The organism is Providencia xihuensis (assembly GCF_041953405.1).
Lineage (GTDB): Bacteria > Pseudomonadota > Gammaproteobacteria > Enterobacterales > Enterobacteriaceae > Providencia > Providencia vermicola.
This window is the reverse complement of record NZ_CP169565.1, coordinates 3,864,985-3,888,821: the sequence shown is the minus strand read 5'-3', so window position 1 is coordinate 3,888,821 and position 23,837 is coordinate 3,864,985. Positions and strand designations below refer to the sequence as shown.

25 protein-coding genes are annotated in these 23,837 nt (G+C 41.9%); 23 read left to right on the top strand and 2 right to left on the bottom strand.

Going from position 1 to position 23,837, the window contains the following annotated elements; translation table 11 throughout:
• Positions 1–12 precede the first annotated feature (12 nt).
• Positions 13–978 (top strand): fimbrial protein, encoded by a 966-nt coding sequence (locus ACE2AL_RS17640; protein ID WP_206083429.1) that lies wholly within the window; start codon positions 13–15, stop codon positions 976–978.
• A 115-nt stretch (positions 979–1,093) separates the two neighbouring features.
• Here the strand turns inward: ACE2AL_RS17640 and ACE2AL_RS17635 are convergent, their stop codons facing one another.
• Positions 1,094–2,740: a fumarate hydratase gene (locus tag ACE2AL_RS17635; RefSeq protein ID WP_272539333.1), complete on the bottom strand. Its 1,647-nt coding sequence runs from the start codon at positions 2,738–2,740 to the stop codon at positions 1,094–1,096.
• Positions 2,741–3,730: 990 nt separating this feature from the next.
• On the opposite strand from ACE2AL_RS17635, the gene potA reads away from it, so the two are divergent.
• The 4 genes from potA (at position 3,731) to potD (ending at position 7,686) form a co-directional block, all read left to right on the top strand.
• Entirely contained in the window at positions 3,731–4,840 is a 1,110-nt protein-coding gene (potA, locus tag ACE2AL_RS17630) for a spermidine/putrescine ABC transporter ATP-binding protein PotA (RefSeq protein ID WP_206083431.1), read from the top strand.
• On the top strand, positions 4,827–5,690 hold the full coding sequence (gene potB / locus ACE2AL_RS17625; RefSeq protein ID WP_206083432.1) for a spermidine/putrescine ABC transporter permease PotB: 864 nt from the start codon (positions 4,827–4,829) through the stop codon (positions 5,688–5,690). Before potA ends, potB begins: the two co-directional genes overlap by 14 nt.
• Positions 5,687–6,472 carry a spermidine/putrescine ABC transporter permease PotC gene (potC, locus tag ACE2AL_RS17620; RefSeq protein WP_206083433.1) on the top strand — a complete coding sequence of 262 codons (786 nt, stop codon included), beginning with the start codon at positions 5,687–5,689 and terminating at the stop codon, positions 6,470–6,472. The genes potB and potC overlap by 4 nt, the downstream gene beginning before the upstream one ends.
• A 164-nt stretch (positions 6,473–6,636) precedes the next feature.
• On the top strand, positions 6,637–7,686 hold the full coding sequence (gene potD / locus ACE2AL_RS17615; RefSeq protein ID WP_206083434.1) for a spermidine/putrescine ABC transporter substrate-binding protein PotD: 1,050 nt from the start codon (positions 6,637–6,639) through the stop codon (positions 7,684–7,686).
• A 68-nt stretch (positions 7,687–7,754) separates the two neighbouring features.
• On the opposite strand, the gene ACE2AL_RS17610 is transcribed toward potD, so the two are convergent.
• Positions 7,755–8,315, bottom strand: a complete 561-nt coding sequence (locus tag ACE2AL_RS17610; RefSeq protein ID WP_206083435.1) for an NADPH-dependent FMN reductase — start codon at positions 8,313–8,315, stop codon at positions 7,755–7,757.
• Positions 8,316–8,621: 306 nt separating this feature from the next.
• On the opposite strand from ACE2AL_RS17610, the gene ACE2AL_RS17605 reads away from it, so the two are divergent.
• From ACE2AL_RS17605 to ACE2AL_RS17520, 18 genes are all read left to right on the top strand, one after another.
• A complete protein-coding gene (locus ACE2AL_RS17605) occupies positions 8,622–9,194 on the top strand; it encodes a TetR/AcrR family transcriptional regulator (protein ID WP_206083798.1) in 573 nt (190 codons plus the stop codon).
• Between the two features lie 58 nt (positions 9,195–9,252).
• A complete protein-coding gene (locus tag ACE2AL_RS17600; protein WP_272573989.1) occupies positions 9,253–10,110 on the top strand; it encodes a transcriptional regulator in 858 nt (285 codons plus the stop codon).
• Positions 10,107–10,625, top strand: coding sequence for a FidL-like protein (locus ACE2AL_RS17595; RefSeq protein WP_206083437.1), 519 nt, complete (start codon positions 10,107–10,109; stop codon positions 10,623–10,625). Before ACE2AL_RS17600 ends, ACE2AL_RS17595 begins: the two co-directional genes overlap by 4 nt.
• A gap of 616 nt (positions 10,626–11,241) precedes the next feature.
• Positions 11,242–11,520 (top strand): BMC domain-containing protein, encoded by a 279-nt coding sequence (locus ACE2AL_RS17590; protein ID WP_004249182.1) that lies wholly within the window; start codon positions 11,242–11,244, stop codon positions 11,518–11,520.
• A 20-nt stretch (positions 11,521–11,540) separates the two neighbouring features.
• On the top strand, positions 11,541–11,825 hold the full coding sequence (locus tag ACE2AL_RS17585) for a BMC domain-containing protein (protein WP_206083438.1): 285 nt from the start codon (positions 11,541–11,543) through the stop codon (positions 11,823–11,825).
• Between the two features lie 14 nt (positions 11,826–11,839).
• On the top strand, positions 11,840–12,118 hold the full coding sequence (locus ACE2AL_RS17580) for a BMC domain-containing protein (RefSeq protein WP_006658501.1): 279 nt from the start codon (positions 11,840–11,842) through the stop codon (positions 12,116–12,118).
• Positions 12,119–12,187: 69 nt separating this feature from the next.
• Entirely contained in the window at positions 12,188–13,801 is a 1,614-nt protein-coding gene (locus ACE2AL_RS17575) for an acetaldehyde dehydrogenase (acetylating) (protein WP_272539330.1), read from the top strand.
• 26 nt (positions 13,802–13,827) lie between these two features.
• Positions 13,828–14,085 (top strand): EutN/CcmL family microcompartment protein, encoded by a 258-nt coding sequence (locus ACE2AL_RS17570; RefSeq protein WP_206083440.1) that lies wholly within the window; start codon positions 13,828–13,830, stop codon positions 14,083–14,085.
• Positions 14,086–14,093: 8 nt separating this feature from the next.
• Positions 14,094–15,224 carry a 1-propanol dehydrogenase PduQ gene (locus ACE2AL_RS17565; protein WP_272539329.1) on the top strand — a complete coding sequence of 377 codons (1,131 nt, stop codon included), beginning with the start codon at positions 14,094–14,096 and terminating at the stop codon, positions 15,222–15,224.
• 59 nt (positions 15,225–15,283) lie between these two features.
• Positions 15,284–18,715 (top strand): choline trimethylamine-lyase, encoded by a 3,432-nt coding sequence (gene cutC / locus ACE2AL_RS17560; protein ID WP_206083442.1) that lies wholly within the window; start codon positions 15,284–15,286, stop codon positions 18,713–18,715.
• Between the two features lie 77 nt (positions 18,716–18,792).
• Positions 18,793–19,743, top strand: coding sequence for a choline TMA-lyase-activating enzyme (gene cutD / locus ACE2AL_RS17555; protein ID WP_225818611.1), 951 nt, complete (start codon positions 18,793–18,795; stop codon positions 19,741–19,743).
• A gap of 13 nt (positions 19,744–19,756) precedes the next feature.
• Positions 19,757–20,173 (top strand): BMC domain-containing protein, encoded by a 417-nt coding sequence (locus tag ACE2AL_RS17550; protein ID WP_272539328.1) that lies wholly within the window; start codon positions 19,757–19,759, stop codon positions 20,171–20,173.
• Entirely contained in the window at positions 20,170–20,814 is a 645-nt protein-coding gene (locus ACE2AL_RS17545; protein ID WP_206083445.1) for a phosphate propanoyltransferase, read from the top strand. The genes ACE2AL_RS17550 and ACE2AL_RS17545 overlap by 4 nt, the downstream gene beginning before the upstream one ends.
• A 14-nt stretch (positions 20,815–20,828) precedes the next feature.
• Entirely contained in the window at positions 20,829–21,527 is a 699-nt protein-coding gene (locus ACE2AL_RS17540) for a hypothetical protein (RefSeq protein ID WP_375083731.1), read from the top strand.
• A 53-nt stretch (positions 21,528–21,580) separates the two neighbouring features.
• A complete protein-coding gene (locus tag ACE2AL_RS17535; RefSeq protein ID WP_206083447.1) occupies positions 21,581–22,006 on the top strand; it encodes a multidrug efflux SMR transporter in 426 nt (141 codons plus the stop codon).
• 21 nt (positions 22,007–22,027) lie between these two features.
• Positions 22,028–22,354 carry a multidrug efflux SMR transporter gene (locus ACE2AL_RS17530; protein ID WP_206083448.1) on the top strand — a complete coding sequence of 109 codons (327 nt, stop codon included), beginning with the start codon at positions 22,028–22,030 and terminating at the stop codon, positions 22,352–22,354.
• Between the two features lie 193 nt (positions 22,355–22,547).
• The gene (locus ACE2AL_RS17525) at positions 22,548–22,883 is read left to right on the top strand and encodes a tRNA-binding protein (RefSeq protein WP_206083449.1); all 336 of its coding nucleotides are present in this window, start codon (positions 22,548–22,550) and stop codon (positions 22,881–22,883) included.
• 252 nt (positions 22,884–23,135) lie between these two features.
• Positions 23,136–23,837 carry an AraC family transcriptional regulator gene (locus tag ACE2AL_RS17520; protein WP_206083450.1) on the top strand — a complete coding sequence of 234 codons (702 nt, stop codon included), beginning with the start codon at positions 23,136–23,138 and terminating at the stop codon, positions 23,835–23,837.

Below are 23,837 nucleotides of genomic sequence, written 5' to 3'. Positions count from 1 at the left end.
GGTGTATAAATTATGATACACAAGTTTATTAAGCAGTATGGGTTCTACTTTTTATTCTTATTTGTTTTTATCAGCCCAAAGACATTTGCATTGGATTGTGTTGAAAAAGGGACGGGGGTTGTGATTAAACCACCTGTTCCTGTAGGGCAACTTGCTATACCAGCGGATACCCCTGAGGGAACGATTATTTGGCAATCAGACCCACTGACCGTTACGGTATATTGCGATAACGTATTGGGAAACATGGTTGACGTTGTTCATATGTATTTTAACCCGACATCACAAAAGTTAGGGACAGGTTTGTTACTTGGAGCGAACTATCAAGGTGAACAACTTGAACACGACCAGCAAAAAGTCAGTTTAGGCACACCACCGATTAGCGGTAAGCAAAATGTCACCGTGACGGTGACGTTTACTTTATACATCAAAGTGACAGGAGTGGTTCCACCATCAGGCAACTATTTGGGGGATAACCAATTTACCGTTTTCCAATTCGATGGAAGTGGGGGGATTAATACCACTCCAGGGGCTAAAAACTTACGCTATTCTATTTCAGGGCTTCAAGGGATCCGCTTTTTAAAATGTGGCGCTGATATCAAGGTTTTTCCTGAATCTCAGCAAATTGACTTTGGCCAATTGATGATCACAGAGCTTAATCAAGGTAAAGAGTTTAAAAAGGATTTTCAGGTTCAAGCGGTAAAAAGAGGGTGCTTGGATAATTTCTCCATGAATATCAATTTTGAAACCACGGATCCACTTAATGGTGAGTATGCAATTGATTTGAAAAATGGTATGAACCTTGTGATCAAGGACGATAAAAACAGCGACATTAAGTTTAATTACTTCCAGTTTTTCGGTAGTTTACCGCAAGGAAGTACATCAGTAACACGTGATTACAGTGCGACGGTAAAGAAAACGGGCACAGTAAAAACAGGTGGCTTTCAAGCATCTACGATAGTTCGTATTAATTATTATTGATAGAACTAGGGAATAAAAAAGAGCAGGCAATATGCCAGCTCTTTTATTTTACATTGCTTATTGGCGACACTAACTAACTTCAGCTAGCGTATTCCATTGGTACAGTGCAATGGCGCTATTTTATGCATTTTTGGCAATTTGTATTCTGAACTTGCTCAAAGAAGTTATTTCCCTTGTCATCAACAAGGATAAAAGCAGGTAAACCTTCAACTTCCATTTTCCAAATCGCTTCCATACCTAATTCTGGATACTCTAAGCAATTCAAACTCTTAACATATTCTTGCGCTAAGATTGCCGCCGAACCCCCGATGCTACCTAAATAGAAACCACCGTGTTTTTTACACGCGTCAGTAACGGCTTGAGTACGGTTCCCTTTTGCGAGCATTAACATACTACCACCATGGGATTGGAACAGATCAACGTAAGGGTCCATACGGTTACCCGTTGTTGGGCCTAATGAGCCAGATACCATGTCTTCAGGTTTCTTGGCAGGTCCTGCGTAATACACCATATGGTCTTTGAAGTATTGCGGTAACTCTTCGCCGTTATCTAAACGTTCTTTGAGCTTGGTGTGCGCAATATCACGCGCGATGATCAGTGGGCCACTGAGAGAAACACGGGTCGATACAGGGTGTTTACTCAATTCCGCCAAAATATCTTTCATTGGACGGTTAAGGTCGATATGAACCACTTTTCCTTCAGTTTGGGTACGCATTGATTCAGGGATATATTGCGCTGGATTATGTTCCATTTTTTCCAGCCATAGGCCGTCTTTGGTTATTTTTGCCTTGATATTACGGTCTGCTGAGCAAGAAATGGCTAAACCGATCGGGCAAGATGCACCATGGCGAGGTAAACGTACAACGCGGACATCGTGAGCAAAGTATTTACCGCCAAACTGTGCACCAAAACCAAGATGACGAGAGGCTTCTAATAACTCATTTTCTAGCTCAATATCACGGAATGCACGGCCATATTCATTACCTGTTGTCGGCAAATTATCATAGTATTTTGCAGAGGCCAGTTTTGCTGTTTTTAGCGTTGTTTCCGCTGAAGTTCCACCAATAACAAAAGCAATATGATAAGGCGGGCAAGCCGTTGTTCCCAGATTGCGCATTTTTTCAATTAAGAAATTTTTTAGCTTAGCTGGGGTTAAGGTTGCTTTTGTTTCTTGATAAAGCGCGGATTTATTAGCAGAACCGCCACCTTTATTGACGAACAGGAAGTGGTATTCATCACCTGTGGTCGCAAAGATATCAAACTGTGCGGGCAGATTAGTGCCAGTATTCACTTCGTTAAACATATCTAGCGGGGCATTTTGAGAAAAACGTAGGTTTTCGTGTTGGAAGACGTTATAAATTCCACGAGAGAGAAACTCTTCGTCATCGCAATCCGTCCAAACTTGCTGGCCTTTTTTCCCAACCACCGCAACGGTTCCTGTATCTTGGCAGTTTGGTAAAATACCTTTTGCGGAAATTTCAGCGTTACGTAGCAACTGCAGTGCAACATATTTGTCATTTTCGCTAGCTTCTGGATCATGCAAGATAGCCGCAACTTGCTTCTGGTGTGCGGCTCTTAGGAAGAATTGCGATTCATAAATTGCCCGTTCAGCAAGCAGTGTTAATGCTTCGGGGTCAACTTTTAAAATGGGTTTCCCTGCGAATTGCTCGACGGAAACATATTTATCAGAAACATGGGTATATTCAGTTTTATCCTCAGATAGCGGATAAGGTTCTTGATAAAAAAACTCTTTATTAGCCATTTTGCTCACTCACATATTAATTTCAGTGGAATATCCAAAAAATAATCACCCGTAGGCTTGTGCTTATTCTTTAATAAATTCAGTACAAAGGAACAAAGTAAAATTTATAAGTGTAATTATGAAACAAAAATCACAAAAGAAATCACGAAAAGAAACAATTTAGGCTGAAATTATACCAATTTGGCCATTATATTCAAAGGGATGCGGTTGATAATATGATGTTGGTTAAAGTTATCGAGATAAAAACCACTTCACGATAAAAATTAGATATAAATCACATAAAATTATATTTAATGATGTTTTTCTCTTTATCATTGTAATTATGAATTATTAGTTTTTAAGTATTTCATTAGGATAAATTACATTTCAAGTTGTTTTAGTAAGTTTAAACGATTCAGTTTTTGATAATTCTATTTTAATCAGTGGGATATTTTATGAGTTTGTAGCAAGTTATATTCCTCATATCTTAATTTAAGAAATAATTAAATTTTAAATGAATTTAATTATTCATCTATTAGCGACTAACTTTGTGAATTGTAAGGTATTTAGCTTAAGGGTGGAACTTAGATGTATAAGGGAAACCTATAGATAACGGCATAGTAACAATATATATCGCTATGTTGCTTATTTTTATCAAAAAACAGTTTTATTTATTGTGAATTCATAATGAAAGGCAAACGAAGTGTCGAAAATGGCTTTCAATTTATAAAAACTGTGTTTATCATGCAGGGCTCAATGAATTTGAAAAATGGCGCTACTGGTTTTGGGCTTTGCTGGGGAAAATTATTTACTCAAAATAATTCCAGTGATATGTAGGCCGCAAATGATGGCATCTCGATGAGCATACATAAGTATGTGGTTCGAATGGCAGCGTGAAGCGAGCACCCGTATCACTTGAGGTATGAAGAGAGTAAACCTCCGACAAGCTTATACAGTCTTTAACGGTGGCGGTTCTATCTGCATTATTCCTAGGGATAGAGTGTATTATAAATGACTGAGACAACCTCTCTGACACCACTCGTCGAATTAAAATCTTTAAATAAAGGTTTTGATGGCAAACAAATTATTTCTGAACTTGACTTAACCATTCAGAACGGTGAGTTTTTGACCATTCTGGGGCCTTCTGGTTGCGGTAAAACGACGGTTTTACGTCTTATTGCTGGGCTGGAAGATGTCGATGATGGTCAAATTATTCTTGATGGTCAAGATATTACGGATATTCCAGCGGAACAACGTTTCGTGAATACCGTGTTCCAAAGCTATGCTCTTTTTCCTCATATGACGGTTTATGACAACGTCGCTTTTGGCTTACGTATGCAAAAAACGCCTGCAGCCGATATTCAAAAGCGCGTTGATCAGGCACTGCGTATGGTGCAATTGGAAGATTTTGCGCAGCGAAGGCCGAATCAACTCTCTGGCGGGCAGCAGCAGCGTGTGGCAATCGCCCGTGCCGTGGTGAATCGCCCAAAAGTCTTATTACTGGATGAATCATTGTCTGCGCTGGATTACAAACTGCGTAAGCAAATGCAGAATGAGCTAAAAGCCCTTCAGCGGAAACTGGGAATTACCTTTATTTTTGTTACCCACGACCAAGAAGAAGCCTTAGCAATGTCTGACAGGATCATCGTCATGCGTGAAGGGAAAATTGAGCAAGATGGTACACCTCGTGAAATTTATGAGGAGCCTAAAAACCTATTTGTTGCTCAGTTTATCGGTGAAATTAATATTTTTGATGCGAAAGTGTTGTATCGCATTGATGAAAAACGTATTCGTGCCAATGTTGAAGGCCATGAGTGCGATATTTTCACTGAGCTCTCAGTCAAAGAAGGGCAGCATCTTAATGTACTTTTGCGCCCTGAAGACTTACGTGTTGAAGAAGTGAATGATGCAGAAAATCATCCAGGGCTGATTGGTTACGTGCGTGAACGTAATTATAAAGGCATGACTTTGGACTCTGTGGTTGAGATGGAAGACGGCAAAATTGTCATGGTGAGCGAATTCTTTAATGAAGACGACCCCGATGTTGACCACTCCTTGAATCAAAAAGTTGCTGTAACTTGGGTGGAAAGCTGGGAGGTCGTGCTGGATGATCATTCGTAAACACAAGATCCTGCAAAATGTGATCATCACTGGGATTGTCGCTTGGCTGGTCTTGTTCGTTTTCTTGCCAAATGTCATGATCATCGGAGCCAGTTTTCTAACACGCAGTGATACCAATCTAGTGGATCTGATCTTCACATGGGATAACTACATCCGTTTATCCGATCCCATGTACGCAGAAGTGATGCTGCATTCACTGAATATGGCCTTGATCGCGACATTCTTTTGCCTTGTGATCGGCTATCCATTTGCATTTATTTTGGCGAAATTACCCAAACGCATCCAGCCACTTATGTTGTTTTTGTTGATTGTTCCGTTTTGGACGAATTCGCTGATCCGTATTTATGGTTTGAAAGTTTTTTTGAGCACCAAAGGCTATCTGAATGATTTTTTGCTGTGGATTGGGATTATTGATAAACCGATTCGTTTAATGTACACCCCAGAAGCGGTTGTGCTTGGGCTGATTTATATCTTATTACCTTTTATGGTGATGCCGCTGTATTCGAGTATTGAGAAATTGGATAAGTCATATTTAGAAGCAGCTAGGGACCTCGGCGCTAATAAATTTCAGACCTTTGTGAAAATCATCATTCCATTAACGATGCCAGGTATTATTGCAGGGTGTTTATTGGTTTTATTGCCTGCGATGGGGCTGTTTTATGTCGCCGATTTAATGGGCGGCGCGAAAAACCTCCTAATTGGTAACGTGATAAAAAGCCAGTTCCTCAATATTCGTGATTGGCCATTTGGTGCCGCAACCAGTATCTTCCTGACGGTGATGATGGGGCTGTTGCTGTATGTGTATTACCGAGCGGCTAAGCTTTTGAATAAAAAGGCGTATGAAGAATGATCGGGCGTACTTTGCGGGGTGGCTTTATGGCCATCGTCTATGCGTATCTTTATATTCCAATCATTATTTTGATTGTTAACTCCTTCAATGAATCGCGTTTTGGTATTCAGTGGCAGGGTTTCTCAACAAAATGGTATGAACTTTTAAGTAATAACGACAGCTTATTAGAAGCGGCGGGTCACTCATTAACCATGGCGGTGTTATCCGCCACATTTGCCACCGTGATTGGCACATTAACGGCGGTTGCGCTATTTCGTTACCGTTTTCGCGGCAAACCCTTTGTGGGGGGAATGTTGTTTGTAGTGATGATGTCCCCCGATATCGTGATGGCAATATCGTTATTAGTGCTGTTTATGATTTTGGGCGTTTCATTGGGTTTTTGGTCGTTGCTGTTTTCGCACATTACCTTCTGTCTGCCTTTTGTGGTGGTAACGGTATATGCGAGGTTAAAAGACTTCGATGTAAAAATGCTGGAAGCCGCACGGGATCTCGGAGCGGGTGAATTTACTATTTTACGTAAAATTATTCTGCCATTGGCGCTCCCTGCGATAGTCGCGGGTTGGCTGCTTAGCTTCACATTATCGATGGATGATGTAGTTGTGTCGTCGTTTGTGACGGGGCCAAGTTATGAAATTTTACCGTTAAAAATCTACTCAATGGTCAAAGTGGGCGTCTCCCCCGAAGTGAATGCGCTGGCAACGGTGCTACTGATTATGTCGCTGGTACTTGTTTGCTTAAGCCAATGGGTAATGCGGGATAAATACGGTAAAAAAACGCAGTAACAAATGACAGGATGGCACGGCACTCTTGTTTTGCCGTGCTTTTTAAATGCCATAAGGCGAGAGGGTGGGCTCCAATTGAGCCTATAAGATATCACCCCTAAATCATTCAAGTTACAGCTTGATGCAGGCAGGGATAAAAACACGTTGTTGAGGGAAACTCAGTCATGAAAAAATGGTCCTATCTACTGGCAGCAGGCTTAATGGCTGCAAGTATTGGCACGGCGACTGCCGCTGACGATAACAAAGACGTACTGTATTTCTATAACTGGACAGAATATGTTCCCCCTGGTTTATTAGAGCAATTTACCAAAGAAACGGGCATCAAGGTGATTTACTCCACCTATGAATCCAACGAAAGCATGTACACTAAATTGAAGACCTATAAAGATGGGGCTTATGATTTAGTTGTACCATCCACTTACTTTATTGCGAAAATGAGTAAAGAGGGGATGCTGCAAAAGATTGATCAAAGTAAATTAACCAACTTTAAAAACCTCGATCCAAATTTAATCCACAAAGAATTTGACCCAAATAATGACTATTCTGTGCCTTATATTTGGGGCGCAACAGGTATTGGCATTAATGGTGAAGCCGTTGACCCAAGCTCTGTCACATCATGGGCAGATTTTTGGAAGCCTGAATATAAAAATAGCCTATTGATGATGGATGATGCACGGGAAGTATTCCAAGTCGCATTAAACAAACTGGGTTATTCAGGCAATACCACTGACCCGAAAGAAATTGAAGAAGCCTATCAAGAGCTGCAAAAATTGCGCCCGAATATCTTAGCCTTTAACTCGGATAACCCTGCCACACCGTTTATTGAAGGGGAAGTAGATGTAGGGATGTTATGGAATGGTTCCGCATTTGTCGCAAGGCAAGCAGGCTTACCGATTGAGGTGGTGTGGCCAAAAGAAGGCGGTATCTTCTGGATGGATAGTTTAGCTATTCCTGCCAATGCGAAAAATGTTGAAGGGGCTCATAAACTGATTAACTTCTTATTACGTCCTGAAATTGCGGCACAAGTTGCTGAATCAATTGGCTATCCAACCCCTAATTTAGCCGCTAAAAAGATGTTACCTGCAGAAATTGCTAACGACCCATCTCTTTACCCAAGTGAAGAGGTATTGAAAAAAGGCGAGTGGCAAAGCGATGTTGGGAATACCAATATTCTGTACGAAGAGTATTTCCAAAAGCTAAAAGCTGGCCGTTAATGGTTTAATAAATAAAAGGCGCAATTTTATGCGCCTTTTTTGTTTCAATAAGTTGTGTACGCGATAACTTATTTACTCACAGCGTTATGGGCAACAAACTGAGCAAAGGTATCCGCCCACGGTTGTAAGAAATCTTTGCTTTTCGGTGAAATATTGCCTTGCTCATCTACCATACCGTCATACCATTTCAGGTAACATTCAGGTTGGTTCATGGTTGGCATATTCAAAAAGGCAAGGCTGTTGCGCAGGTGTTGTTGGGCAATTGCCGTGCTGATATTACCGATGGAAACACCTAAAACCCCCGCAGGAATTGCATTCCACGAGTTATCTCCCCAAGGGCGAGAGCCTTGGTCAATGGCATTTTTTAATACACCAGGAATAGAGCGGTTATATTCAGGGGTGGCAAAAATAATGCCGTCACAGGCTTTAATTTGAGATTTAAAATTGGCGACAACAGGAGGCACATTTTGGTCAGCATCTTGATTGTAGAGAGGAAGGTCGCCAATGTTGATAAATTTGAATGAGAAATTTGCAGGGAATAACTTAATGATGGCTTTAGCGACGGTTAAATTATAAGAATCCGCACGTAAGCTACCCACAATAACACCAATATTATATTGTTTTGACATGGTAAAACCTCTTCTATCGACGGTTAGTGACGAATGTGACAAATAATTTGTACTTTGTCAGAATTTTATTTTACATCCATTATTAAACATCATAACCCGAATTGGCGCAAAACTAAGTTAAATTTGAAACTAGCCAAAGCAGGGGTGCAAAATAATTTTAAATTATCAATTAATTACGGGGTTATAGCCTATCTAAAATGGATATTGTGAGTCCCATTCCACTATTTTGATTTAACCTTGAACAAAACAGGGTTACTTGATTTGGGTCAAAATGAAACATACCGACTGGTCGGTATCATCCATTACATGAACAAAACAGCGCAGCACAGAAAAAAAGATCCCGTCAAACTTCAAGTGGAGTTATTAAAAGCGGCTCGCATAATTGCGGGTAGGGACGGCATTTCTGCATTATCCCTTAATGCGGTTGCACGGGAAGCGGGTGTCAGCAAAGGGGGGCTGATGCATCATTTCCCAAGTAAGCAAGATCTTATCCATGCGCTATTTTTGCAATTACTGAGCATTATGGATGAGCGTATTAGTTTCATTATGGAAAATGACATCAATACTTATGGGCGTTTTTCCCGTGCATATTTGCACTATATTGGCGAGCTTAAAGAATCAGATGAAAGTTTTCAGCTCGCGTTATTGTCGTTGGCCATGCCAAATGAGCCTGTATTGCGCAAATGTTGGCGTAATTGGGTGCTGGGTCATTTAGCAAAAGGTGACTCGTTCGATAACAGCTATTTAGGGGCGCTAGTGCGTTATGGCGCAGACGGCTTGTGGTTGTCATCATTAACAGAGGGTGAAACGTTATCAAAACAAGAGCGTGATGCCATTGTGAGTCGTTTAACGGCGATATCGTTTGAAAAGCTACCTTAATATGGATAAGTAAACACCGAAAATACCGTCATTAATATAATAAAAACATGGGGCGCCAATGAAATATAAAATCAATGCCTTCATTATATATGATGCAGTCGATGGCACTTTGTCTTTGAAAGAAGACGAGGTGGATACGCAATTGTCTATTACCGCCAATGCACTGCTTTATTATTTTATCCAAAATAGGGGTGTGGTATCCCGTGATGATGTATTAAAAGCAGTGTGGGATGATAATGGATTAGTTTCATCCAACAGTAATTTAAACCAATATTTGAGTTTATTAAGAAAAGCATTTCGCCAGTATGGTATTGAAAATATCATTATCACGGTGGCCAGAGGGAGATTGGAATTTAATTCAGAAGTGACGCTAGAACGTTTGAATGATGCTAAAATGCACCCTGCTGAATTTATTAAAAACTTGAGTGAGATAGATGCCGCTGAAGTTGTATTATCACCCATTATTGCCCCCTCTTTAATTGAACCAGAAACAATCTCAATATCCCCCGTTAAAAGCCCTGAGCCATTAACAAAGGCAAAAAAAGAAATGTGTTGGTATTTCGCCAGTGGTGCATTTTTGCTGTGCTCTATCTTGTTATTAATTATGGCTTATTTATCAAATCAACCATCTCAACCGATTAATATGACGGTGCTGGAGCATGCTAACTGCGATGTGCTTTCAAATGAAAAAATGATTAATGGCACCGTCGCACAAAATTATGTGCAAAATTTTGACAAGGTGAGAAATAACTTAAATCTTGCCTGTGTAGAAAAAGAGCGATTTGTTTTCTTTTATGGGGATAAATTACAAACTAATGGATTAGGCCGTGTGTTTTTAGCCCACTGTGCCGTAAATGAAGACAATCCTTTTAGCTATTGCGATAACTATTTCTATTATTCTTGGAAGCCATCATGAAAATATCTGGGAAAGTATTATGTTTACTGAGTGCTTTGCTGTTTATTATGGTGGTGATTTACACACAATCGGTTTTATTTTCCAATAAACAAGATGGATTAATGGTGTGTTCTACCAAAGGCATCATGCGCTTTGAAAATATGAAAGATGAAAACGTTAATGGCAATATTCATTTCAATTTTGGTGCGAATGGAAAAGGGTCTATTGTTGTTGAAGGCTATACAGACTCTAAAGCAGGGTGGCTGTATTTACAGCGCTATGTGAAATTTAATTATACGACCAAACGGGTTTCCCCAACGGAACGCCATTATAATATTAGCCAATGGGAATCGAGCGCCTCTTCCATTGATGAATCCCCCGATGTGATTTTTGACTACTTTATGCGAGAAATGTCAGATAGCCATGATGGCTTATTTCTTAATGCCCAAAAGTTGAATGATAAAGCGTTGTTATTAAGTTCAATTAACTCTCCTCTTTATATCTGCACATTAAAACCTGGCAGTAAATTTGACTAACAAAATACAGACCTAGGGCATTCAAGTTGGCCTATCATTTTGTGTGTTTTCCCGTTCTAACCGTCTTTAACTGTCTTTGAAATGGCTTACATCTTCAGTGTTATTCATAGGCTTCTTAGTGTGAACTGCTTGCCTCAAATAAGCACACTTTCCTGAGTACCTTAATATAAAAGAGCTTCTTTATTTGCGAGTAAAGCTTATAAGCCAGTGAGCCACCCCACAGTTATCATTGTGTAAATTACCCCTTGGTATCAGCTTAATAATATCCTGTTAACAATCCTACCTGATTAATCCGTAATCTATTTTTCGTGTTTTTTATTCACCAGACAGATGCGTGAATTTTTCGTTTTTTCAGCATTGATGTGTGAATTTAGGGACTAATAAATCTAATTTTTAGTTAAATATTCTAAGTATCTTCATGTTGTGGATTTATATTTTGTTTTTATTTTTCACCTCTATAGTGAATTTGAAGCCAAAGGCTGCGTTCAATTAATCACCGCGCAGACACTGTTGGCGTAAATGATTACCTCGGTTCTTCAAGAAACATGTATTCGGACACATCAACTTAAAGAGCGCGGTAAAGAAAAATGAAGAAGGCTTCTCGGAGGAAACAACAATGGGTGATGCATTAGGTCTTATCGAAACTAAAGGTTTGGTGGCTTGCATCGAAGCGGCGGATGCAATGTGTAAAGCCGCAAACGTTGAGCTAATCGGTTATGAAAATGTGGGTTCAGGTCTCGTCACCGCAATGGTTAAAGGCGACGTTGGTGCAGTCAAGGCGGCGGTTGACTCAGGTGTTGAATCTGCTCAGCGTGTTGGTGAAGTCGTGACATCACTGGTCATTGCGCGTCCACATAACGATATCAACAAAATTGTGATTAAACATAAGGCATAACTTTTTCCGGAGGAAAAAACATGGGTGACGCATTAGGTCTTATCGAAACTCAAGGGTTAGTGGCATGTATTGAAGCGGCTGACTCGATGTGTAAAGCCGCAAATGTTGTGCTGATTGGTTATGAAAATGTTGGGTCAGGTTTAGTGACGGCAATGGTGAAGGGGGATGTCGGTGCGGTAAAAGCAGCGGTTGATTCAGGTGTTGAATCGGCTTCTCGCGTTGGCACTGTTGTGACATCTCTGGTTATTGCTCGTCCTCACAGCGATATTCAGAAAATCGTCGCCCAGTATAAAGTCTCGGAATAAAAAGGAAATTACTTATGAAAGAAGCACTTGGACTAATTGAAACTAAAGGTTTAGTGGCCTGTATTGAAGCCGCTGATGCCATGTGTAAAGCAGCCAACGTCGAACTGATTGGTTATGAAAATGTCGGTTCAGGGTTAGTAACTGCCATGGTGAAAGGCGACGTCGGTGCAGTTAACGCAGCGGTGGAATCTGGTGTTGAAGCCGCAAAACGTGTTGGCACCGTAGTGACATCACGCGTTATCGCAAGACCACATAACGATATCGGCAAAATTGCGCAGCAACATAAAGCCTAAGCTGTTGGCTGATAAGTAAATAAAACAACAAGTTAATTAGTTAATTTTGGCTCCGATACGGGGGAAGACATGGTTGCATTAGATAAAGATCTGCAATCCAGACAACTGGCAAGAGAGCTAGTTAGAAACGCGAAACAAGCGCAGAAAGTATTCGCGACTTTTTCGCAGGAAAAAATCGACAGTATCGTTAAACACATCGCGATTGAATCAGCTCTTCACGCTGAAGAGCTGGCGAAAATGGCCAATGAAGAGACAGGTTTTGGTAAGTGGCAAGACAAAGTCTTGAAAAATACCTTTGCTTCAATGCGTGTCTATGAACACATTAAAGATCTCAAAACCGTTGGCATCATTAATGATGACAAAATCAACAAAGTCATGGATGTAGGCGTTCCGTTAGGGGTGATCACGGCATTGGTGCCATCGACAAACCCAACATCGACCATCATCTACAAAACGTTGATTGCCTTAAAAGCAGGTAACGCCATTGTCTTCTCCCCGCATCCTAATGCCAAAGCCTGTAGTTTCCGTACGTTAGACATTGTTAAAAAAGCGGCATTAGAGGCTGGCGCACCCGCAGGGATCGTTGATGGTGTCACAATGTTGACCCTTGAAGCGACCAAAGAGCTGATGCACAGCAAAGATGTTTCCTTAATTTTAGCGACTGGCGGGGAGGGCATGGTGCGTGCAGCGTATGCATCGGGTACGCCAACAATCAGTGGCGGTCCGGGTAATGGCCCTGCCTTTATTGAGCGCAGCGCCAATATCAAACAAGCCGTGAATGACATTATCACCAGTAAAACGTTTGATAACGGGGTGATTTGTGCGTCAGAGCAATCAATTATCGTCGAACGTTGTATTTATAACGAAGTGCACCGCGAGCTGTTAGCGCAAGGCGCTTACTTTATGAATGAAGACGAAGCGAAGCGTATGGCGTCAATGTTATTGCGGGCAAATGGCACCATCAACCCTGAAGTGGTTGGGAAAGATGCCATTACCTTGAGCCAGCGTGCAGGGTTTAGCGTACCTGCCAATACGCGTGTGCTTATTGCCTTACAAGACACCGTTTCACCGAAAAACCCCTATTCGCGTGAAAAACTTTGCCCAATCTTAGGAATGTATATCGAAGAAGATTGGCAATCTGCTTGCCATCGTGTGGTGGATTTGCTGACTAATGAAGGCTTAGGCCACACATTGGTGATCCACACTCAAAACGAAGATGTCATTCGTCAATTCTCCCTTGAGAAACCTGTTAACCGTATTTTGATTAATACACCTGCGGCACTGGGGGGCATTGGAGCAACAACCAATATTACGCCAGCATTAACCTTAGGTTGCGGTGCAATCGGTGGCGGTTCGAGCTCAGATAACGTCGGGCCAATGAACTTACTGAACATTCGTAAAGTGGGTTATGGCGTGCGTTCTATTGATGATTTAAGGCAGCCAGCACAGCCGTGCCCAGTTGCTCAGCCTGCGGCTTCAACCACAGTGAATCAATCGCAAATCAGTATTTTAGATGATGACCGTTTTCGTCAGCCAGTGACGGCTTCTGCGCCTATTTCTCATGTAGCAGACAACCGTTTTAGCACGGCGGAAATTACGCAAGCTGTTGTTTCGCAAGGTGATATCACCGAAGAAAATGTTGAGCAAATCATTAAGGCCGTTCTCGGTCGCCTAAATAAGTAATTCATTGAAATAAGGCGGTATAAACCATGATTTTGGCAAAAGTAATCGGACATGTTGTCGCAACGCAGAAATGCCAAGAACTTAGCGGAAGCAACTTATTGATGGTCGCTGCGCTGGGGGATGATCTTGAACCGTTGAAAGACCGAACGTATGTGGCGGTAGACAGCGTCGGTGCAGGTATCAACGACATTGTGTTAGCTGAAGAGTACTTCGCGTTGAACAAAGACAAATACAAAGCCATGTCAGTGGTTGCCATTGTTGAAAAGGTTTATACCAAGGAGTAAACAACAGCATGAACCAGTTTCTCATTAAACCGCGAGTTCAATTTGGTGCTAATGCACTGGATTTTATCTCACAAATGCAAGCTCAGCAGGTTTTTATCGTGACCGATAAAGCCATGGTGAAATTTGGCTTAGCAGAGGAAGTCACTCGTCGGTTAACACACTCAGGCATTGCGTTTTCAATGTATGACGATGTCCTGCCAGACCCTGATATTTCAGCCATCGTAAAAGGCATGAAAGTCATGGACGTGCAATATCCCGATGTGGTGATTGCACTGGGTGGCGGCTCAGTGATTGATGCGGCGAAAGCGATTATTTACTCCTTATGGCACACGAAAAGCGACGCCAATCGGGCAAAACCGCAGTTTATTGCAATCCCAACAACCAGCGGCACAGGCTCTGAAGTTACCTCATTTTCAGTGATTAAGTCCCACTCTGAAAAACTGGTGCTAGTGGATGAGTTTATGTTGCCCGATGTGGCGATCCTCGACCCTGTTCTCGTGAAATCCGTGCCTGCGTCGATTACCGCAGATACAGGGATGGATGTGCTTTGCCATGCATTAGAAGCGTATGTTTCCCGCACTGCATCTGATTTTTCTGATGCGCTAGCGGAAAAAGCGGTGCAGCTGGTTTTCGGTCACTTAATTGACTGCTACCGCGAAGGTGGCAACTTGCTTGCTCGCGAAAAAATGCATAACGCCTCTTGCATCGCAGGAATGGCATTTACCAATGCTTCCCTTGGGATCACGCACAGTTTAGCCCACGCATTAGGCGGTGTATTCCACATTCCACACGGCCGAGCCAATGCGCTATTGATGGCACATGTGGTGGCATTTAATGCCGAGTTAGAAGGGCGTTGTGATAGCGAAGCCGCAAAACGTTACGCTCATCTCGCGAAAAACTTGAATTTACCCTCTTCAACAATACGTGAAGGCGTTGAAAGCTTAATTATGGCAATCAACGTATTGAAAGATGAAATGAATATGCCAAAAGGCATTCAAGCCACAGGCATTAATGAAACCGATTTTAACGCCCGTTTAGGGGAAATGGTGGGGCAAGCACTGCGTGATAGTTGCACTCCGACCAATCCACGGGATGTGAACCAAGTGCAACTTGAAACGCTATATCGGCAATCTTTTTAACAGCCGCAAGCTGTTAGGTGATGAACAACAAACTAGAACGAACATCAGGATAGGCTAACATGACTAAATATGCTCTGACCCCACGCGTAAAAATGCTGGCTGAACGCTTAAGTGCCCGCAATAGCTCAATTATTACTGAACGTGCCAACATTTTAGAAGCACTGGAAAACCAACTTTCGGGTGCACCGCAGGCAATAAAACCTGCTCAACGTTTTTATGAATTTATCCGTCATTTCCCTGCGTTTATTGCGCAAGATGAATTGATTATTGGTAGTCAATCGTCCACACCGCGTGGCGCGATTTTCTTCACTGAAAACGAAATTCACAGCAACAGTATTTACACCTTCTTAGCAGGGGATAGCACCGTTGATGCCCCTGACTATTTAGCGGTACTGAACATCGGTTTTTTAGAAATTAAATCCCAATTGGAAAACCGAGTCAGAAACATCGGTAGTGCAGTCAGTCGTAATAGTATTGATGAGGCAAATAATTGCCGCGCTGCAATTTATGCATGTGATGCAGCAATTCATTTTGCACAATCCCTCGCGTCAAAAGCGGAAAGCATGGCAGCGGTGGAATCAAACCAATATCGCCGTTTAGAACTGCAAGAAAGCGCGGCGATTTTACGTAATGTTCCTGCCAAACCTGCACAAACCTTTAAAGAAGCTTGCCAAGCATTCTATTTATTGCAGCTTATTTTACATCTGGAAAATGGCAGTTACGCGGTTAACCCAATGGGCTTCGACAAAGCGGTTTATCCGTTCTACCAACGGGACATCGAGCAAGGCCGTTTAACACCAGCCCAAGCGTATGAAGTGGTTGAAAGTTTATGGCTGAAATTGGCTGAGCTTTCTGAAGTGCGTTCGACAAAAGTGGTGGATGGCTACCCAATGTTTGATGCATTAAAAGGTGGCGTATATTTAACCGACCCTCACGTATGCATTAATGAATTATCCGCCATGATGTTATCGGCTCATGAAAATATCATGGCCGTCAATAATGGGTTAAAAGTCCGCTTATATTGCGGCCAAGCAAGCACGCAACCGCAATATTCTGCGCCGAATGCCAGCTATGTTGCACCGTCTGCACAAGCTGAGACAGAATTTAAAGTAATGGAAGGGCTGACCCCGCGTTTACAACGCCTGCGTAACCGCTATTTAGAAGCGCGCCCAAGTGTTTCTATCTACCGTGCTTTAGCCTTTACTGACGTTGTCAAAAATAACCCAGGTTTACCGCCGATTTTACTGCGTGCAAAAGCATTCCGTCGCGCATGTGAAACCGCACCAATCTTAATCCAACCAGAAGAATTAATTGTTGGGCATCCGTGTGGTAAGCCACGTGCTGGTGCATTCTCCCCAGATATCGCATGGCGCTGGGTGGTTGAAGAGCTCGACACCATGAGCACACGCCCACAAGACCCATTTGTTATCTCTGAAGAAGACAAAAAAGTCATTCGTGAAGACATTGCACCGTTCTGGGAAGGCCGTTCATTAGATGAAATCTGTGAAGCACAATACCGTGAAGCGGGTGTGTGGGAGTTTAGTGGCGAAACGTTTGTCAGTGATTTGTCTTACCACCAAATCAACGGTGGGGGTGATACATGCCCAGGCTACGATGTCTTGTTATTCACCAAAGGCATGAATGGGATCAAAGCGGATGCACAGGCGAAACTGGCTGAGCTTAGCATGGAAAACCCAGAGGATATCGACCGTATCTATTTCTACAAAGCCTCTATTGAAACTTGTGAAGGTGTTGTGTCTTACGCGCACCGTATTGCAGAACATGCTCGTGAGTTAGCCGCAAAAGAAACAGACTCAAAACGCCGTGAAGAGTTATTGACTATCGCACAAGTAAATGAAAACGTGCCAGCAAATCCGCCTGTGACCTTGCAAGAAGCCCTACAAAGCATTTGGACAGTAGAATCCCTGTTTGAAATCGAAGAAAACCAAACGGGTTTGTCTTTAGGGCGCCTCGATCAATATTGCCTGCCAATGTATGAAAACGACATCAAAACAGGCCGTTTAACACAAGACCAAGCGCTGGAAATGATGCAGGCGTTTATCATCAAATGTGCTGAATTAATGTGGATGTCCAGTGAGTTAGGCGCGAAATATTTTGCGGGTTACCAGCCGTTTATCAACTTAACAGTAGGCGGGCAAAAACGCTCGGGGGGCGATGCGTGTAATGACCTAACTTATTTAATTATGGATGCGGTGCGTTTCGTTAAGGTGTACCAGCCATCACTGGCTTGCCGTATCCATAACCAATCACCACAAAAGTACATGGAAAAAATTGTCGATGTCGTTAAAGCTGGTATGGGCTTCCCTGCCTGCCACTTCGATGACTCCCACATCAAAATGATGTTACGTAAAGGTTTTGACTTTGAAGATGCGCGTGATTATTGCTTGATGGGTTGCGTTGAACCTCAAAAATCAGGCCGAATTTATCAATGGACCTCAACAGGTTACACCCAATGGCCAATCGCGATTGAGTTTGTCTTAAATCGTGGGCGCATGGTGCTGTTTGATAGTTACCAAGGCTTAGATACAGGTGAACTGCGTGACTTGAGAACTTTTGAAGATTTTGACCGCGCAGTGAAACAACAAATCGCTCATATCGTCCGATTATCCGCGGTCGGTACGGTGATCAGCCAACGAGTACACCGTGATGTTGCACCAAAACCATTAATGTCTTTGCTGGTGGAAGGCTGTATGGAAAAAGGGAAAGACGTTGCCGCAGGTGGTGCGATGATTAACCACGGTCCAGGTTTGATTTTCTCTGGTCTTGCAACCTACGTCGATTCAATGGCAGCCATTCGTAAGCTGGTTTATGAAGACAAACGTTATACCCTTGAACAAGTACGTGATGGCCTATTAGCTAACTTTGAAGGCTATGACGAACTGCGCCGCGACTGCTTGAACGCGCCAAAATTTGGTAACGATGACAACTATGTTGACCAGTATGCGCTGGATATTACGGAGTGGACAGAGCGCGAGTGCCGCAAATACGACATGTTGTATTCCACACTTAGCCACGGAACCTTATCGATTTCGAATAATACTCCAATCGGGGAATTAACCGCAGCGAGTGCGAATGGACGTTTAGCTTGGATGCCATTATCAGATGGTATCAGTCCAACGCAAGGTGCGGATAAACAAGGCCCAACCGCCATCATTAAATCCATCAGCAAGATGAATGTGGAAACAATGAACATTGGCATGGTGCATAACTTTAAGTTCTTAAAAGGCTTGTTGGATACGCCTGAAGGCCGCCACGGCTTAATTACCTTGCTAAGAACGGCTTCTATTTTAGGAAATGGCCAAATGCAATTTAGTTATGTCGATAATGAAATGCTGAAAAAAGCGCAGCAAGAACCTGAAAAATATCGTGATTTAATCGTTAGGGTCGCAGGTTACAGTGCTTACTTCGTCGAACTCTGCAAAGAAGTTCAAGATGAAATTATTAGCCGTACTGTGATTGAGAAGTTCTAAATCGATATCGGCAGGTATGGCAACATACCTGCCACTTCATAATAAAAACGATAAATTTTTCAATGTGTTGAGGTGTGATGATGAGCGCTGCAGATATTAAAGGTCGGATATTTAATATCCAAAAATATTCCATTTATGACGGTGATGGTATACGCACGCTGATCTTTCTTAAAGGGTGCAATATTCGTTGTCCCTGGTGTGCTAACCCTGAGGGATTAAGCAGCCAGTTTCAAGTGATGTTTTCCCATGATAAATGCGTCAATTGCGGTAAGTGTGTCGATGTTTGCCCAACAGGTATTCATTACAAAACAACCAATGAGCAAGGTGAACAAATTCACCGTGTTAATCGCAGCATTGATTGTATTGGTTGTCGTAAGTGTGAAGAGGTGTGCATTGGCGGTGCGCTGGACATTATGGGCAAAGATGTCACGGTTGCCGAAATGATGGAAATCATCATGCAAGACTATGATTTTTATATTTCTTCTGGTGGTGGTGTCACGATCGGTGGTGGGGAAATGAGTCTACAAACCGATTTCGCCGTTGAACTGCTGCGTGAATGCAAAAAAATGATGATCAATACCGCGGTAGAGACCCAAGGGACAACATCATTAGCTAACTATGAAAAGCTCGCTCAAGTCGTCGATTTATTTTTGTATGACATCAAACACATCGATAGCGCACAGCATAAAAGTATCTTTGGTATTGGTAACGAAAATGTACGCCAAAACCTTGAAAGACTTATTGAATTAGGTGCAAACGTGGTGGTGCGGATGCCGTTGGTGCGTGGGTATAACGATTCGTATGACGCAATCACGGGGGCCATTGAATACGCGATGGCGCTATCCAAACGCGGCAATGTAAAACGTATCGATATTCTACCTTACCACCAGTTGGGACGCGGTAAATACGACAAACTGGACATGATTTACCCAGTAAAACAAGACCCAACCTATAGCGCAGAAGAACTCGATCAATTGGAAGCGTTCTTTAAACAGTTTGATTTTGATATTCGACTGGTTCGTCACTAAGTAGGAGAGACAGATGAAAAGTTTAGGTGTTATTGAAACGCGGGGACTGACATCCGCGATACAGGCAGCTGATGCGGCGTGTAAGGCCGCCAGTGTAGAAATTGTCGGCTATCGTAAAATTGGCTCTGGCTTAGTATCCGTTTGTTTTCAGGGGGAAATCAGCGCAGTGCGCACCGCCGTTGATCACGGTATTGAGGTGATCAGCGATAATCAATTATGCGTAGGCTCACTCGTGATTGCACGCCCTGAAGAAAGTGTAATTACAAAATTATTAACAGTAAAAAGTAAAAAGGGCGAGTTAGAAAAAAGTGTCGAACAAGCTGAAAAGCCGCAAGAAAAGCTTGTGGTTGAGGAAAAATCTGCACCAGAGGTGACGGAAAATAGTATTAAAGAGCCTAAAAATGACCTGCGCAAAGGTAAAAAATCATGATGAATGAGCAATTGATGGGCAAAATTTTGTCTCGTCTTTCAGCATACAACCCAGCGAATGGAATGCAATCTGCTATAGCAATCCCAGTGGGGGTATCTAATCGCCATGTACACCTTTCGCAGCAGGATGTCGAAGCCTTATTTGGTCAAGGTTATCAACTCACGCCGTTTAAAGATCTCAAGCAGCCAGGGCAATTTGCGGCGAAGGAATGTGTAATGGTTGTTGGGCCAAAAGGCTCAATCAGCAAAGTCAGAGTGTTAGGCCCTGTGCGCCCAAAAAGCCAGTTAGAGGTTTCGAAGGCCGATTGTTTTGCTTTAGGGATTAAAGCCCCCGTGAGGGAATCAGGGGATTTAGCCGATTCAGGTAGTGCATTGTTAATCGGCCCAGCTGGTTATGCAAACCTTGAATCTCAAGTGATTTGTGCACAACGACATATTCATATGAATACGATAGATGCCAGAGCATTAAACGTGGTGAATGGACAAAAGGTCAATATTCGTACGGAAGGTGAGCGTCGTTTAGTATTTGATGAAGTTGTTGTGCGTGTAGATGAGCGCTTTTCTCTTGAGTTTCATATTGATACTGACGAAGCCAATGCAGCGGGTCTGCGCAATAATGACAGCGTATTTATTGTTGGTTAAGGGACGGTGGCAAGGTGAATGAAAAACAGATTGAACGGATAGTTGAACAGGTATTAAGGCAACTAAACCCGCATGTTCTTGTGGTGTTATCCCCTGTAGAAGGCTACCAAAAGGCGATTTACCAACGGTTAACGCAATTTTTATCGGTTTCTTTTTCGCTCTATGCCACCCAATTAATGCCTGCAACACCTTATTTTGCACAGTGGGCAACATTGGGAACAATATTAGATAAAAATACGTTGCATCTAAATGCATTAAGAAACTACCACTGTGTATTTTTACCTTTTATTGATGCCAAGGTGGTTGGTGAAGTCGCAAACGGCTTATTTACCAGCGAAGAAAGCCAACTGATTTTGCATGCGCTTGCACAAAATATTCCTGTGCTGGCATTAAAACATCATTGCTGCCCAGAGAGTGAACTCAACCAAATTTTAGGCTTAGATAAAAATAAAAAATACAATAATATTATTAAAGAAAATATGTCGAAACTTATTTCATTAGGTGTGGAGTTTAATACACTAAATGAAATTGAAGGTAAATTATTGATAAATGATTTTAACCAAGAGTTGAAACCTAAAAATAACTATCAAAAAAATCGCTATATTACTTTAAAGGAAGTAATGAAAGACCCTGGAGGGTATATTGCGAGTAATAATAAATTAACTGATTCAGCTGTCGATTATTTAAAGTCTTTAAAGTCTTTAAAGAAATAAAACATCAAAATTAATTAAATCTAATTTTTCTATTTATTGTAGGAGTATTATCTATGTCCCCTAAAGCAAAATCATGGCTTTGGATGCTGGCGGTTATTATTTCAGAAACCTCAGCAACCTCTACATTGAAAATGTTTGATAATAGCGAAGGGACTACAAAGTCCTTATTATTAGCACTGATTGTTATACTGTATGTTGTTTGTTATTACTCACTTTCTCGAGCTGTTAAATATATCCCTGTAGGTTTAGCGTATGCAACATGGTCAGGCACTGGGATTCTTATGGTATCTACACTTGGCATGCTGTTCTATGGGCAACATCCTGATACTGCAGCAATGATCGGTATGGCGGTGATTGCAAGTGGAATTGTGATCATGAATCTGTTCTCCAAAATGGGGGCAGATGAAGAAGACACAGAAGAGCCAAATAAAGAAACGAAAGAGTCATTATTATCCACCAATAATAAAGCCGTTCATTAATTAAAATTTAAGGGGAAAATTATGTTTACTGGATTTTTATGGCTAGCACTTTCGATTGGTTCTGAAATAACTGGAACCTCAATGATTAAAAAAACCAATAGTTTTAGCAAATTAGGGCCTTCTATTTTAGTGATCATTGCCTATTGTTTATGTTATTTCGCACTGACTCGTGCAATGGGGTATATCCCTGTAGGTGTAGCTTATTCATTATGGTGTGGATTTGGTATTGTTGGTGTGACATTAGTTTCTATGATTTTATATAAACAAAAACCAGACTTTCCTGCGGTATTTGCCATGGGGTTAATTATCTCTGGTGGGATAATTATGAATACATTCTCAACAATGTAAGTCTTGTTTTATTTTTGCTCTTTATCTCGTTCATTGTTTGCCCTCAATTGTTTTTTGTTGAGGGTTATTTTTTTGCAAATCACCTGAGGTCACTGATTTTTTCTCAATATAAAATGATTGTTTGACGATAATGCCTTTGGCTTGTCCTATGCTAATTTAGTGACCAACAGTGATTTAGTTTAGGAATGGAAGTATGCAAATTATTGAGTGGGATGATTTTACCCGTGTTGAAATGCGTGTTGGCACCATTATTAGTGCAGAGCTAAATAGTAAAGCAAAGAAACCCGCATACGTGATGGAAGTTGATCTTGGTGAGCTGGGTATCAAACGCTCTAGCGCACAAATTACCGTGAATTACACCCCTGAAAGCCTAATCGGCAAGCGCATTCTCTGCGTCTGTAACTTTGAAGTAAAACGTATAGCAGGGATTAAATCTGAAGTGTTAATAACAGGGGCTCCTGATGAAAAGGGCGCTATTGTGTTAGCCGAGTTTAATTTACCACTCCCAAACGGCGCTTTACTCGCTTAATGCTCAATGCTCGTCATACTTCGTTTTATCGCGTTGTTGGCTTCACTCACTCGCCCTAGTCACATACTTTTGTATGCTCCTAGGATCTTTTGCTTGCTGCCTAGCGATAAAACGAATTATATAGAGCATTCAATTTGATATAACTTTTCGTTATATTTATTTGAATTCTCAAGTGATGACATATTGGCATCACTGCCATTTATAGGTAAAAAGGTTATACTGCTATTATCTGTATCAGTAGGAGTGTTTCCTTTGCGATTACCTGAACTGCATTTTCGACAATATTCTGACGAGGTCATTTCTCATCAACACGATGGGCAGTGGCAAGTCGTATTGTCGTTGTCAGGGCAAATGGAAATCAATATGCATCGGCAGCATTTTCAATTAGATGCAGGGAAGGGTATCGTGATCCCGCCAAGTGTGAGCCATGCGTTTAGCGGTCAAGAAGGTAATAAAAACTATGTTTTGGAAATGCCTGCAACGGCGCAGTGGGCATTGGACGAGAAAATGACCCAATTTGCTCTGACACCTTCAGCAATTGGTTTGCTTCATTGGTTACAAAGCTTTCCCCAAGCACCTGAAAATAATTTTGCGGTGGCACGTTTACTGTTGGCGCAATTAAAACCCGAAAGTCAGTGGATTGATACCGTTTCTCAGTGGATTGAGACTCGGCTACATTTGCCCATTAGTTGTGAAGATATGGCATTCGCTTTTTGTATGTCAGTCAGTACGTTACAAAGAAAAGTAAAAGCGGAAACACACTTAACGGTGATGCAATTTATTCAACAAAAGCGGATGGAAGCTGCGGGGAGTTTATTGCTCACAAATAGCAGTATAGAAACCATAGGCCTTTGTGTGGGTTATGATTCACACTCTGCATTTAGCCATGCGTTTAAGAAATACTATGGCAAAACCCCTCTTGAATATCGAACTCAAGCGATAATACCCCGTTAG